The following is a 13,778-nucleotide window of genomic DNA, read 5'->3' as shown; positions in this document are numbered from 1 at the left end:
AGAAATAGATTTGAGAAAATTATAAATAAGCAACATATATAGAAGAATGGTTAGGTATGATAGCAACATTCTTTTTTTAAGAATATATCCTTTTACACTCATGGATAACTTACGCAATTACTAAGGATGGTAATGGTAAATTTATCGACGTTTCAAGCGTATTTAGCGGCTGAACCCTCTTTGTTAGAAGCTTGCAATAAGTCTAAGAGTAGCAATGAGCCGCACTTGTATAAATGGGCAGCACGATTGCCAGCGCAAACAGAGGCTCAGCAAGTCGAACAAATAGAAAAAGTATTAACAGAATTGCGCCTGATTCCTACTGATGATAGGCAGCGTTTAAGATTGATTGAGATTGTCATTAATGCCGCCAGTCAGCTGATTGCGGCGCTACGCCAACAGTACATTTATGAGACAGGGGCGCTCAATGAGGCTCAGCTTGGCTATGTTGCTCAGGTGAAGTCGCTGTACTATTCATTGATTATGACCTATGACGGCGTGATACGCCGCAAAATTATCTTTTTGAAGGATAAGCAGCAAGCACCTTCAAGTAATCTGTTGCAGCGCTATTTTACCAGTGAAAAATCATCTCCTGTTACTTTGGCGATTGCTACTTACCAAACGCTACTGATGTATCAAAAACTGCTATTTGAAGATGGCTTTTGCTATCAAAAGTCGCCAGCCTATATATGGGCCAATGTAAATGACTTATATCTCAACGCATGCCAGCAGCGAGCATCACATATCGTACTGAGTGCTTACATCCCAGTGCAGCAAGGTGATACTATCCATCACTTATATTGCCAAATATGCTTGCATGAGTTGCTAAATGTACGTGCACTGCGTCGACCTCATATCTTACTGCTTCAGCGTCTGCTGCCAGCGTGGAGTGCACATATCGTTGCTACCATAGAGCCGCGCACAGCAACGCGAGTGTTCGTCAATCTACAGAGTAAAGAGCCGCCTACTTATTTAACCGCATTATCTACTATCAACCCATATGAGGCTCATCACACCTGCTTATTTATAGAGCTTGAACCTTTATTGACGTATTTACAATCGCGTATAAAAACCTTAATCGATACTGATCGAAGAGGGATTGAGTATTTTCTGATTAATACCGTTTCAATGGCGATAAGATATCGTTATATTCAACCAAAGCGCATGTCTTCTATTGATCACAATACAAAGCAGACGGTAACGCTAATATCGGGTTTTAATGAAATACATTACCGTATCAGTAACGGTGAAGCTTTCAGCAGTTTAATAGCATCTAAAAACCTGCCAGAGTATCAGCAGCCGCGTTATGATACCTTGCCAAAAAACATTGCTACCCATAAAGAATTAAAGGCGGATACATTTGAGGGTAATAATCAGTTGTCACACTTTTGTACCCTACGCCTGTTTCTAGATTCATCTGAGCCATCTAGAGCATCTAAGCCAACTGATAAAATTGAAGATCTCGCTTCCATCGCACCACCTTTACAACTCATGAGCCTTTTTTTGTTGTGCCGCATAGATAAGGCTACCGCGCCTAGATGGTCCATGGGAGTGGTGCGTTGGCTTAATTTGGATAGCGCAAGACCCGAGATTGAGTGGCAAATCCTTGGTCATAAGATAATCGCCTGTGGCATTGGTCTACAAGATAGACAGAAACGCAGTCAGCATTTTGTGCCAGCGCTTATCATTGGAGCAGATGAACACCTACAAACATCTTATAGTCTACTATTACCAACTTCTCATTTTCAGACAGATGACAAGGTTCTCATGCGCATCAGTGATCAGCATAAATCTTTACGTTTGGGTCGTATTTTGATGGTGACGGATGAGTTTAGCCAATATGCTGTGGTACAGGGTTAATGATGTTAATCTACAGTCAACCTAGATCCCTAAAGACTCAGTCACTCGTGTATAGAATACAGTGATTGTGCTGAATTATTTAACAATTACCGTGGCAAGATAGGCAGCGGGTGGATAAATTATTGTTTATAATGACAACGAAAACAACGACGCTGTTCTTTAATATTCTGCTGTTTTTTATCTGTTTGGCTACCGCTCAGCGTCGATTCATATTATTTTTTAAGATTAAAAAGGCTTCCTATGCGTACTCAGTCTCTCTTGAACTTATTGGTTGTCGATGCTGATCAGCTTTATGCTGAGCGCCTTGTGCAGTTACTTGGTTCGTACTATGACAGCGTGAATTTGGGTTTTTTGGACGATAGAGATGAGCTGCTAAAAACATTGCGTCAATCATGGGATGTACTGGTTTTTGGTCAAGCATATGATATGAGTTTTACTGACGTGGTTGCTATCATTCAAGAGCAAAATATTGATTTGCCATCGGTTTGTTTGATAAATAAAGACACGGTAGCCAATGCTAACAATGACGAAGGCTTGCCGTCTATCATGAATGGTACGATGGTCAAAGCGCTCTATGCAGAGCAAGAAATGGCAGTCATCATGGCTATTTGCTTATTGCATGAAAACTTGCACAGTCGCCAACAGCTTAAGACATTGCAATCTGTGCTCTCTGAAGCAGAACAGCGCGCAAACGTATTGATCAAAAACTCAAAAAGTGCAGTCGCATACATTGATCAAGGTATTCATATCTTTGCCAATGATTCGTATCTGCAGTTATTTGGTTTTGAGGCGATGAACGATATTATTGGTATGCCTGTGATTGATTTGATTGCAGGCGGTGATAATGTTAAAGCTGTTAAACAGTTTTTACGTCAGTTCGACAAAGGGAACCGTAAAGACGTTGAGTTTAATTTTGAGAGTAGACGTAAGGATGGCAGTACGTTTGAAGCAAAACTACAGTTGGCAATAGCGACACTAGATGGTGAGCCGGTCACCCAGATTATTATTCAACAAAATAATAGCAATAGCATTGAAGTCGCCAAACGTTTGGCTGAAGCTGAGCGTAAAGACAGCTTGACGGGCATTGATAATCGCCACAGCTTTGAAGAGCAGCTGGCGGCAGCATATGAGCAGGCAAGAAAAGGTGCTTTAACGGCGGCACTTTTGTATGTGCAACTCGATAATGTCGGAAAAATTAGAAGCAGTTTAGGTCTGCAAGGTATTGATAGCACGGTGAAACAAGTCGCTAATACCTTAGATGAGCTGGTAGTCGATGGTCATGTCAGCCGCTTTAGTGATACAGCATTCACTATTTTGGTAGAAAATCAGACGACAGCTGCGCTTGAAAAGCTGGCTGAACAGATTGGTATGAGTATCAGTAAGATGCTTATTGAAGTGGATAAGCGCACAACCAACACGACAGCAAGTACTGCTATTGTTAAAATTGAGAAAAATACGCCTGAGCCTAGAGTGCTGCTTGAGCGCGCCATGGATGCCATCAATCAAATCATGATAACGACCTCCAATCATGGCGGTCGTTATCATCTATATGATGCAAGTGAACACGCCAATAGTGACGATCATGCACTGGCAGAATCTCTGGTCGATGCCATTACCAATAATCGCTTTGAGTTATTGTTTCAGCCGATATATGATATTAATAACGACCGTAGTGACTTCTTTGAAGTATTCGTGCGGCTGCCGCTAGCAGATGCTGAGAATACCGTATTGACGCCAGAACAGTTTATGGCGGTTGCAAAATCTCATCAATTATTAGAAAAAATAGACCGCTGGGTATTAATTAATGCCTGTAAAAGAATCAATGAAGTGCGTAAAACCCATCCAGAGGCGCGATTACTGGTACAGCTAACCAGTGCGTCCTTAATTGATAAAAAACTGCCCAGTGTTGCAAGCCAGCTCATCAATGCCATCGGTGGTAAAGCTGAGGCGTTGACACTGCAGTTCAATGAAAAAGACCTCTCAGATTATTTAACGGTAGCGAAATCTCAATTCACCGCGCTCAGTCAGGTAAACTGCCAGCTTAGCATCAATAATTTTGGCTCATCCGTAAAATCTGTGGAGCTTGCCGATTTTGTTCATCCTAATATGGTGCGTTTAGCCCATAATTATATCGAAGGGATTGATGCCGCTGACAATTTAGAAACGGTCAAATCAATTATCGTACGTACCAATGAGATTAATGTTGATGTATTGATGCCTTATATTGAAGATGCTGCAACCATGTCTGTTGCATGGAGTGTCGGTGCACGCTACCTACAAGGCAATTACTTAGAAATGCCGAGTAACAGTATCAAAGTCGCTACTGAGAGTTAAGTCTTATCCTATATTCATAAATACTATATAGATACTCTGCATTTATGGTCTACAGACGGCTATCGATGTCTATCAACCTTTGCATTATAGGGTGTTTGATGTAGACTCATCGACATCAATACCTATTAATTAAAGATGACACCATGTCTATAGTCAATAAATATCAAATGGTCGGTATGCTTGTCGCCGCTTTGCTGCTAAGTGCTTGTGAGAAAACGCCGCCTTATCACCGTGCGCCGGTGACATTGCCATTATATACTCAGGGTGATGCTATTAAGGGCGCTATTATTTATCGAGAGGCTTGCGCTCAGTGTCATCAGCTCAATGCTGGTCTCAATAAAAAAGGCCCACAGCTGATGAATATATACGGTGCGCCCGCGGCCGAGCTAGAGGATTATAATTATAGCGCAGGGCTAGAAAAATCGGGCTGGGTATGGGATGCTAAAACACTTGATCCTTATATTGCCGATGCCGAAAAAGCCATGCCAGAGTCAAAAATGCTATCAAACCCTATGCCGGATGCCAAAGAGCGTGCAGATGTCATCGCTTATCTGTCTACGCTACGTGCGGCGGCACCGATAACGGAAGCTAATGCCCAGTAACGCCTGATTTATCATCGCTACTTCCCTAAAAAATGAGCCAGTAATTTACTATGACCCATTCAGCTACCGAAACATCATCTGCATTTGCGCCTCAGTCAACAGTAGAGGTAGCCAGTCAATCCACTTTTAGCCCTGCTGACTATCGCCACAATCAGCAAAAAATTGCTCAGTTAATGGCGCAATTGAATCAAATTATATTGGATAAATCGCAAGTAGTGAAGCTTGCGCTTAGTGGTATTTTAGCAGGTGGTCATTTATTGCTACAAGACTTGCCAGGTATGGGCAAGACAACTTTGGCTCAAGGGTTGGCACAGTTGCTAGGGTTAAGCTTTAGTCGGGTGCAGTTTACCAATGATATGCTACCAGCCGATATCTTAGGGATGAGTATCTACGACCAAAGCAAACTAAAATTCGAGTTTCGTCCTGGCCCCATTTTTACGCAATTGCTGCTTGCTGATGAGATCAATCGCTCCAGTCCTAAAACGCAAAGTGCGCTACTAGAAGCCATGGAAGAGCGGCAAGTAACGCAAGATGGGCAAACCTATCGCTTGCCGCAGCCGTTTTTTGTGATAGCCACTCAAAACCCTTTGCAGCAAGCGGGTGTCTACCCACTTCCTGAGTCGCAGCTAGATCGATTTTTATTGTGCTTATCGCTTGGTTATCCATCAGCTGCAGCAGAGCGAGCATTGTTAAAAGGTCAAGATCGCCGCGAGCTTTTAAACAGTTTGGGTACGGTGCTTGATACAGAAGCGGTATTATTGGCGCAGCAAGGGGTTAAGCAGGTACACATTGCAGATGTGGTCTTAGATTATCTTCAGCGTCTGGTTGCAAAGACGCGGGCAAGCTCCGAGTATCATGGGCTGTCGCCGCGCGGTTTATTGTCGCTACAGCGTGCCGCGCAGGCTTACGCCTATGTATCAGGACATATGGAGGTCACGCCTGAAGATATTCAAGCGGTATTTGCTGCAGTCACTGATCATCGTTTGGGTCAGCGTTTTGTGCCAGCCTATGTCACGGGCGGGCAAGTTACCTCGACCATTTCTCAACGTATTTTGGCAGAAGTAGCAGTTATTGTTTAGATATTTATAATTCGATAAATGCTCATCTAAAATCATTGAACACTAAAGGCGATTCTCTAGGTGGTTATTCAACATATTGGTATCAAATGCTTTCTCTGAATATCAATGATATTGTCAATTTTATGGTAACGATAGGGTAGCCATGAGCCTTTTGCCAAAAGCTTTCACCGTACCAGTCGCCTCAGCAGCCAATCGATGGTTCGCCTCGCGTGCGCCCAAAAGTGACAGTGCCAAACTTAACTTGCGTAATGTCTATATATTTTTTAGCCGGGAAGGCATGCTATTTGCGGTGCTGCTGATCATTACTTTTATTGCCGGTATTAACTATGGCAATAACTTGGTGTTAGGGTTGTGTTTTTATTTGGTCAGCGTTTGGCTGATCAGCTTTCATGTAACCTTTACGCACATTTCAGGTTTGCAAATACGTTTGCTTGAGGTGACTATGGCAGAAGCAGGTGCGCCTGTTTGGGTTACCTTACAACTCCGTAGTGAGAGCCGACAACCTAGACGACAGCTTGTGTTTGACTTTGAGCAGCCGAATAAAAAGCCCAATAAGCGTGCTGGTAAAAAGACTAAAGACAGTAAGGACAATCAACATTCTGTGCTGGTGACCCAATTACAAGGCGAGCAAATTATTCGTCTGCCTATTCAAACTCATACTCGTGGTCAGCTTGAATTGCCACGGTTAAAAATAAAAACGGTTTACCCTTTGGGTATCATGCGGGCGTGGTCCTATGTTTATTTTGCCCGTACTGCTTGGGTCTATCCAAAACCTGAAGTATTTGATTGGCAAGCGCAGTATGCAGTTGCCAGTTTGGATGATTTACCTATAGGCGGGCAATATCATCAAGGTCAAGACGACTTTGAGCGGCTAGATGGCTATATCGAAGGAGAGTCACTGGCACGGGTTTCTTGGGGTCACGTAGCGCGCGGTCAGGGTATGCTTACCAAGCATTTTGCCGATCCTGTCGGTCACGAGCAAACCTTGGATTATGCCGATATGCCAGCGGCAAATCATGAGCAGAAGCTGGCACAACTGGCACACGGCACGCTCATATTAGGGCAGATGGGTGTGCCGTTTAATATGTGCTTACCAAATGAGGCACCGTCTGATGCTTCCTCTGCGGTAATGATGGGCGAGGGCAACAGCTTTGCACAAGCGTGCTTGCTAAGATTGGCAAAAGCGCCATGAATTCTAAACGATCTTCCTCAAATGACATTGAAAATGTATCGATCGATTTGCTTACTACAAACTCTACAGAGACAGCCATTTTTGAGCAATTGGCAACGGGTCAAAGCACCCGCTCTAGTGTTGAATACGGTTACGCTAGAAAATGGTATCGCAATTTTTTGGCGCTACCAGCCTATTACTGGGTATTAATTGCCCAAGTCATTGTTATTTTACCTCATGCGGCACACTTACCATTATGGCTAATGGGTTTTGCTGTCGTCAGTATTATTGCCCAATTGCCACGCATCAAAGTGCGTTTTAAAAAAATAGCATATTTAAAACGCGTCTATCAAGGCATGCAAATGCTTGGCTTCTTGCTGGGTCTTGTCGGTCTATGGCTGACCTACAATACTGCATTTGGACTGGATATGGGCGTGGCATTTTTAGTGCTCTGCCTTATCAGTAAACTGTGGGAGCTTTACAAGCGCCGCGATGCTTATGTGGTGTTGAATCTTTCACTGTTTGTACTTGCAGCGTTGTTTTTGATGGATCAAGGGTTGATAACGACTTTAGAAGTGATTGTTGGCACGATTGTTGTGTTGCTGGCATTTATCGCGCTAAATGATGATGGTAATAGTCGCGGTGATGGTCGTCTGCGCACCTTGGGTGTATTGGGTATTGGAGCATTGCCATTATTGGTGGTGCTGTTTTTGTTTTTTCCGCGTCTGCCGCCATTATGGTCAGTACAGTTATCTGGTCAGCAAGCGACTACAGGCGTCTCTGATAGTATGTCGCCGGGTGATTTTGCCAATTTGGGACAATCAACTGAGCTGGCTTTTCGCGTTGAATTTGAAAACAATCGTCCGCCACAACAGCAGCTTTATTGGCGGGGTTTGGTCTTTAGTGAGTTTGATGGCGTCACATGGCGGCCAAGCCCTCAGCAACGACAATGGCAACCTTCACCGCAAATGCCTGCTTGGATTGAAAATGCATTGGCGACCGTCCCTGACGAGGTAAAAGTCGCACCCAGCAGTTATGAGATTATCTTAGAGCCCACACAACAAAGCTGGCTGTTCGGACTCGATTATCCTTTTAGCCAGCGTCCTGACGTCAGTATCACCTCGGACTTTACTTTATTAAAAAACCAGCCTGTCACGCAGCAGCTGCGCTACGATGTATTACAATTCACGCCGATGCGTATCGACCCTATTTTGGAAAATGAATCGCGGCAGCTGAATTTGGCATTGCCAGCCGATGGTAATCCGCAAGCACGGGTACTGGCTAAGCAGCTTTTTGCCCAATCAGGTTCTGATCCAGTTCGCTATATGAGCGCTATTGAGCGCTGGATTAATCAAGCAGATTTTCGCTACACGTTATCACCGCCACGGCTGAATACCAACCGTATTGATGAGTTTTTATTTGAGACCAAAGCGGGATTTTGTGAGCATTATGCTTCTAGCTTTACCTTTATGATGCGGGCAGCGGGTATTCCGGCACGAGTTGTGGCGGGCTATCAAGGCGGCGAGCTGAGTCGCAGTGGCAATGTCTGGGAAGTGCGACAAAAAGACGCCCATGCTTGGACGGAGGTTTGGCTTGAAGGGCAAGGTTGGGTACGTGTCGATCCGACAGCTTTTGTTGCACCTGAGCGCGTTGAGCAAGGGATGGATGCGCTGACGCAGTCGCAGGGAGCTGCAATGTTTGGTGATGGCACTGGCGCACAAATCAGCTATCAGCAGTATCAAATGCTCCAATCTTTGCGCCGCTTATCAGATCAGGCCAGTTACTATTGGCAAAAAGACGTCGTCGGTTATGATCAAGACAAACAAGCGGACTCACTACTCAAATGGTTTAACATCCGCTCAGTGATGCAGCAGATTATTTGGTTGGCAGTGAGTGTTATTACCGTCATGTTAATTCTCGTTTTTGTCATTTGGCAACGCCGCCGCAAGCGCTGGCATCCAGCAGATCTGCCACTTGCACAGTTATCCAAACGTATTGGCAAGAATAATAAAACGTTGGCTAGGTTTGAGAGTGAAGGGCAATTGGCATGGCTCGAACGCTTGGCAGCAACGCTGGATAACCGCACTGACGATATGATGACTCAGGATCGTCACCTTGAAAGTGATAATGCCAAAAAGTTAACAAATTCGGCTAATTCAAAAGGCCTGCACGCAAAAATTGAGCAGATTCAACAAGACTATCGGCAACTGCGTTATGGACGCCTTAGCACATTGGATACCAGTGATCGCGAATATCAAACACGGCTGAAACAGCTTAAGAAACATATACGCCAACTGCTGTAAATGTTTTAGGGAATAGTAAAATGGCCATATACGTGGATTTTGTGAGAATAACCTTCAAAGGTTATCAGTGGTGTCATATGTTGGCCGATACGTTACAAGAACTGCATGCGATCTCGCTTTTCAGAGCAGCGTTTTTCTTTGAGACATATTTTTTGATAGAGGGCACGCCCTAGGCTAAGCGTTTTGCCAAATAATCTACCAGCAATCTAATTTTTGGCGATAAGTGACGGTTGCGAGGGTATACTGCCCATATTCCTTCTTCTTGCTCTCTATATTCGTCCAATATCGTCATTAGACGCCCAGTTTCTAGGTATTTTTGCACATAGTAATCTGGCAATTGTACGATGCCAAGCCCCTTTAATGCCGCATCAACCAAGCTATAACCGCTGTTATACCGTATTTTACCGCTCACGCGTATATTGCGCTCTGTATCCGCTTCTTTAAAATGCCAATAATCAAGTGTCCCTAATAAGCAGCTGTGTTGACTGAGTTCATCCAAGGTTTTTGGGCGACCATATTTCTCAAAATAAGCGGGCGATGCACAGACAAAGTTGGTACGGTGACTGAGTTTTTTGGCCATCATCGTAGAGTCGCTCAGCTTACCGATACGTATTGCCAAATCATAACCACCTTCAATCAAATCAATCTTCTGATTGCTCAAAAAAGCCGTCACTTCGATATCACTATATTGCACCATAAAATCATTTATCAGTGGCAATAGCTGCTGCTCTCCATAGGTGACAGGAGCTGTCAGCTTGATTCGACCTTGCGGTTTTGACTGCAAATTACTGACCGCTTGCTCTGCGGCATCGAGTCCATCAAGGATGCTGCGGCAATGCTGATAAAACACCCTCCCTTCTTCTGTTAGCGACACTTTACGAGTGGTTCGATACAGCAGTTTGGTATTGAGCCGCTTTTCCAATGCAGTGACTTGCCGACTCACTTGCGCTGTCGAGATGACAAGCTTTGCCGCCGCTTTAGTAAAGCTCTCAAATTCTGCCACGTAGACAAACTCACTGATACCATCCCACTTCATAATTATTACCACTGTGTAAAAGATATTTGCAAATATGCTATATTATCATTAGCAGGGAAGTAATATAAAATAATCACACTATTAGACCTCTTGCAAAAGTACCGTTTTATTGACCTCCGCTAACAGAGTATCAAGGGCTAGCAATGACTTATGCAAGAGATCTATTAAAATTCAATCATTAAAAGGAGAGACTTTTATGTCAGACAAATTTATTAAATCAAAAGCCGCCATTGCTTGGGGTCCTAATCAGCCATTATCGATTGAAGAAGTGGATGTCATGTTGCCACGTAAAGGCGAAGTATTGGTTAAAATCATTGCCAGTGGCGTCTGCCATACTGATGCGTTTACCTTATCTGGTGAAGACCCAGAAGGTGTATTCCCAGCGATTTTAGGTCATGAAGGTGGCGGTATCGTTGAGCAAATCGGCGAAGGCGTGACCAGCGTGCAAGTTGGCGATCATGTCATTCCTTTATACACTGCAGAGTGCGGTAAATGTAAGTTTTGTACTTCAGGTAAAACCAACTTATGCTCGGCGGTGCGTGAGACTCAAGGTAAAGGCTTAATGCCAGATGGCACCACCCGTTTTTATAAAGATGGTCAGCCAATTTACCATTATATGGGTTGCTCAACCTTCTCTGAATATACAGTATTGCCAGAGATCTCTTTAGCCAAAGTTGACGCCAATGCACCATTAGAAAAAGTTTGCTTGCTAGGGTGCGGTGTCACCACTGGTCTGGGCGCAGTCATGAATACCGCTAAGGTTGAAGAGGGCGCAACGGTTGCTGTTTTCGGTCTTGGTGGTATTGGCTTAGCAGCTATCCTCGGTGCAAAAATGGCAAAAGCCAGTCGTATTATCGGCATTGATATTAACGAAGATAAATTTGAGCTCGCCAAAAAGCTTGGCGCAACTGATTGCATCAACTCTAAAGACTATGACAAGCCTATTCAAGAGGTCATCGTTGAGATGACGGATGGCGGTGTTGACTACTCATTTGAATGTATCGGTAATGTCGATGTTATGCGCTCAGCGCTTGAGTGCTGTCATAAAGGTTGGGGTGAGTCAGTCATCATCGGTGTTGCTGGTGCCGGTCAAGAAATCTCAACCCGTCCATTCCAGCTAGTGACTGGTCGAGTCTGGAAAGGCTCAGCATTTGGCGGGGTTAAAGGCCGCTCAGAGCTGCCCGGCTATGTTGATCGTTATATGCAAGGTGATATTCCATTAAATGACTTTATCACTCATACGATGCCATTAGAGGACATCAATGAAGCCTTTGACTTGATGCATAAAGGCGAGAGTATTCGTACAGTTATTCATTTTTAACTGGTAGCAGTTATAAAATTAGCGCTATAGAATACGAAAAAGCCGCTCCTATCATAGGGGCGGCATTTTTTGGTCTATCTTTTAGTCTTTTTTAAAGCTATGCATATCTTCTAACATCCCCGTAAACCTCTGGTATAGTTAAAATACCTTAAAAACGCTACGGTACTGCTGGTATAAATTTTTTGCAGCCTCTGTCTGCGTAGGCACAGCAAGCAAGAAAAATTGATATCAGCAGTATGTTATGTATCGATATTGCTTTTCCCTGACTATATAGCCATGGCTCCATATCATCGACTACTTGATTATAAAAATGCGGACCTACATTTTCGATGATAAACTCCAATAAGAATTTAGCGGGCAAATTGCCAATATCGATATCAAATTCATCATTCATATAAACCGGCAGTTGATCTAAGATAAGAATCTCAGTCTCGTCTGATAGGGTGATTGGTTTATTTTTATTCATACAAATGGTCCTACTAAAAAATCTTAATTTACTCTTTCATATTGGATAGCTGCTCTAAAATATTGATATAATTGTTCACGCCTTGCGCGCCACTAACCAAGTGCTGCTCATTAAAAATGATTGCAGGGACGCTTTGGATACCTTGCCTCTACCAATGCTGCTCTACCTCACGTACATCATTGGCAAACCGCTGGTCCTCTAAAACCGTCAACGCTTCTTTACCATCTAACCCAATCTCTGCAGCGATATCAGCAAGTACCGTGATATCAGAGAGGTTTCTGTTATCGGTAAAGTGTGCGCTAAATAATGCCTGCTTTAACTCATGCATGCGCCCTTGCTGCTCAGCCCCGTGCAAAAGCTGATGCAGATTAAAGGTGTTGTGCATACGCAGGTCATCATTAAAGTTAAACTCAAAGCCCACATCAGAACCTGCCTCGGCAATTCTGGCACGGCTAGCATCTGACTCGGCTTTGCTTGAGCCGTATTTTTCCATGATATGCTCACGCATGTTTTGACCCTCACTTGGCATATTAGGATTTAGCTCAAACGGATGCCAGTGTATTTCATGGTCAGTATTGGTCTGCTCTAGTGCGGCTGCCAGTTGGCGATAGCCGACGACACACCAAGGGCAGACGACGTCTGATATGATATCGATGCGTAGTGGCTGCTCTGATATTAACTGCCCTGATTTTTCCATATGTTTTACCTAATTTATTGTCTGTTTTTTATCTAATGAAGTACCATTTGAAGTAAGCTTTCTTACCTGAAGCTGACTGTAATCAGTATACTTATTAAGCGATACTAAGATAAAGGCTAGATGATTACAATGGCGGATAAGTTGCTAATGATAAATACCAGCCATAATCACAAGCCAACTATTGATTATGGCGATTTAATGAGTTTTATAGAGTACCAAATGAAACCTTATATAGAAACAGAGCGTCTTTATCTTAGACAGTGGCAAGCAAGCGATTTTGCAATATTTGCTGCTATGAATGCCGATCCAGAGGTGATGAAGTATTTCCCCAAGCTTTTATCAGCTAAAGTGAGCGATATTATTGCGAATAAATGCCAGCAGCTGATTGCAGATAATGGTTGGGGGTTTTGGGCGCTCAGTTTAAAAGAGGGTTCAAACAAAAACGATGCTTTTATTGGTTTTGTTGGTTTAAATCAGACGCATGCTGATATGTATTTTGCGCCCTGTGTTGAGATTGCTTGGCGACTGCGTAAGGATTTTTGGGGACGAGGCTATGCAACTGAAGCTGCTCGTGCGTCTTTAGATTTTGCTTTCAGCGAGCTAGCGCTTGAGGAGGTGGTTGCATTTACTGCTGTGATTAATAAACGCTCTCAACTGCTTATGAAGCGTATCAGGATGACTGATACGCAAAACAATTTCTATCATCCTGCACTTGAGGCAAATCACTTACTCGCTGAACATGTGCTATATAAGATTACTTGGCAGCAGTGGCAGGCAGTTTGAGTAGCTTTAGAATGAGCGTTGCCACATCAGAAGAGAAGGCCTTAATGTATTACCATCTCATTGTGAATGGCTATTTCCATTATTTAAATGTACTAACGAGTCATTGCATATAAACAGTGTGCAATGCCT

At 43.6% G+C, this 13,778-nt stretch carries 11 protein-coding genes and 1 pseudogene; 9 read left to right on the top strand and 3 right to left on the bottom strand.

The window, feature by feature from the left end:
- Nucleotides 1–132: 132 nt before the first annotated feature.
- The 7 genes from AC0J5Y_RS09650 to AC0J5Y_RS09620 all read left to right on the top strand — a co-directional run bounded on the left by AC0J5Y_RS09650 (nt 133) and on the right by AC0J5Y_RS09620 (nt 9,519).
- On the top strand, nt 133–1,857 hold the full coding sequence (locus tag AC0J5Y_RS09650) for a hypothetical protein (RefSeq protein ID WP_475130485.1): 1,725 nt from the start codon (nt 133–135) through the stop codon (nt 1,855–1,857).
- Nucleotides 1,858–2,097: 240 nt separating this feature from the next.
- Nucleotides 2,098–4,191: an EAL domain-containing protein gene (locus tag AC0J5Y_RS09645; protein ID WP_475130484.1), complete on the top strand. Its 2,094-nt coding sequence runs from the start codon at nt 2,098–2,100 to the stop codon at nt 4,189–4,191.
- Nucleotides 4,192–4,334: 143 nt separating this feature from the next.
- The gene (locus AC0J5Y_RS09640; protein ID WP_475130483.1) at nt 4,335–4,793 is read left to right on the top strand and encodes a c-type cytochrome; all 459 of its coding nucleotides are present in this window, start codon (nt 4,335–4,337) and stop codon (nt 4,791–4,793) included.
- 50 nt (nt 4,794–4,843) lie between these two features.
- Nucleotides 4,844–5,872, top strand: a complete 1,029-nt coding sequence (locus tag AC0J5Y_RS09635; protein WP_475130482.1) for an AAA family ATPase — start codon at nt 4,844–4,846, stop codon at nt 5,870–5,872.
- Nucleotides 5,873–6,014: 142 nt separating this feature from the next.
- Nucleotides 6,015–7,064, top strand: coding sequence for a hypothetical protein (locus AC0J5Y_RS09630; RefSeq protein ID WP_475130481.1), 1,050 nt, complete (start codon nt 6,015–6,017; stop codon nt 7,062–7,064).
- A complete protein-coding gene (locus tag AC0J5Y_RS09625; protein ID WP_475130480.1) occupies nt 7,061–9,346 on the top strand; it encodes a transglutaminase TgpA family protein in 2,286 nt (761 codons plus the stop codon). Before AC0J5Y_RS09630 ends, AC0J5Y_RS09625 begins: the two co-directional genes overlap by 4 nt.
- Before the next feature lie 20 nt (nt 9,347–9,366).
- A complete protein-coding gene (locus AC0J5Y_RS09620) occupies nt 9,367–9,519 on the top strand; it encodes a DUF4031 domain-containing protein (protein ID WP_475130479.1) in 153 nt (50 codons plus the stop codon).
- On the opposite strand, the gene AC0J5Y_RS09615 is transcribed toward AC0J5Y_RS09620, so the two are convergent.
- Nucleotides 9,516–10,382 (bottom strand): LysR family transcriptional regulator, encoded by an 867-nt coding sequence (locus AC0J5Y_RS09615; protein WP_475130478.1) that lies wholly within the window; start codon nt 10,380–10,382, stop codon nt 9,516–9,518. The genes AC0J5Y_RS09620 and AC0J5Y_RS09615 overlap by 4 nt on opposite strands.
- A 211-nt stretch (nt 10,383–10,593) precedes the next feature.
- Here AC0J5Y_RS09615 and AC0J5Y_RS09610 point away from each other — a divergent pair, with 211 nt between their 5' ends.
- The gene (locus AC0J5Y_RS09610; RefSeq protein WP_475132147.1) at nt 10,594–11,703 is read left to right on the top strand and encodes an S-(hydroxymethyl)glutathione dehydrogenase/class III alcohol dehydrogenase; all 1,110 of its coding nucleotides are present in this window, start codon (nt 10,594–10,596) and stop codon (nt 11,701–11,703) included.
- A 157-nt stretch (nt 11,704–11,860) separates the two neighbouring features.
- On the opposite strand, the gene AC0J5Y_RS09605 is transcribed toward AC0J5Y_RS09610, so the two are convergent.
- Together AC0J5Y_RS09605 and AC0J5Y_RS09600 are read right to left on the bottom strand one after the other, a co-directional pair.
- Nucleotides 11,861–12,169: a DUF2164 domain-containing protein gene (locus AC0J5Y_RS09605; RefSeq protein ID WP_475130477.1), complete on the bottom strand. Its 309-nt coding sequence runs from the start codon at nt 12,167–12,169 to the stop codon at nt 11,861–11,863.
- A 28-nt stretch (nt 12,170–12,197) separates the two neighbouring features.
- Nucleotides 12,198–12,866 (bottom strand): annotated as a pseudogene (locus tag AC0J5Y_RS09600) (DsbA family oxidoreductase).
- A 219-nt stretch (nt 12,867–13,085) separates the two neighbouring features.
- On the opposite strand from AC0J5Y_RS09600, the gene AC0J5Y_RS09595 reads away from it, so the two are divergent.
- Nucleotides 13,086–13,649, top strand: coding sequence for a GNAT family N-acetyltransferase (locus AC0J5Y_RS09595; protein ID WP_475130476.1), 564 nt, complete (start codon nt 13,086–13,088; stop codon nt 13,647–13,649).
- Nucleotides 13,650–13,778: the final 129 nt, after the last annotated feature.

It is taken from the genome of Psychrobacter sp. TS_SC_6 (assembly GCF_056156305.1).
Note: the sequence above shows the minus strand (reverse complement) of the source record. Positions and strands in the feature narration are given on the sequence as shown.

Excerpts from the sequence above, each read along its gene's own strand:
- AC0J5Y_RS09650 (WP_475130485.1), top strand. The coding sequence starts at position 133 with ATGGTAAATTTATCGACGTTTCAAGCGTATTTAGCGGCTGAACCCTCT.
- AC0J5Y_RS09645 (WP_475130484.1), top strand. The coding sequence starts at position 2,098 with ATGCGTACTCAGTCTCTCTTGAACTTATTGGTTGTCGATGCTGATCAG.
- AC0J5Y_RS09640 (WP_475130483.1), top strand. The coding sequence starts at position 4,335 with ATGTCTATAGTCAATAAATATCAAATGGTCGGTATGCTTGTCGCCGCT.
- AC0J5Y_RS09635 (WP_475130482.1), top strand. The coding sequence starts at position 4,844 with ATGACCCATTCAGCTACCGAAACATCATCTGCATTTGCGCCTCAGTCA.
- AC0J5Y_RS09630 (WP_475130481.1), top strand. The coding sequence starts at position 6,015 with ATGAGCCTTTTGCCAAAAGCTTTCACCGTACCAGTCGCCTCAGCAGCC.
- AC0J5Y_RS09625 (WP_475130480.1), top strand. The coding sequence starts at position 7,061 with ATGAATTCTAAACGATCTTCCTCAAATGACATTGAAAATGTATCGATC.
- AC0J5Y_RS09620 (WP_475130479.1), top strand. The coding sequence starts at position 9,367 with ATGGCCATATACGTGGATTTTGTGAGAATAACCTTCAAAGGTTATCAG.
- AC0J5Y_RS09615 (WP_475130478.1), bottom strand. The coding sequence starts at position 10,382 with ATGAAGTGGGATGGTATCAGTGAGTTTGTCTACGTGGCAGAATTTGAG.
- AC0J5Y_RS09605 (WP_475130477.1), bottom strand. The coding sequence starts at position 12,169 with ATGAATAAAAATAAACCAATCACCCTATCAGACGAGACTGAGATTCTT.
- AC0J5Y_RS09595 (WP_475130476.1), top strand. The coding sequence starts at position 13,086 with ATGAAACCTTATATAGAAACAGAGCGTCTTTATCTTAGACAGTGGCAA.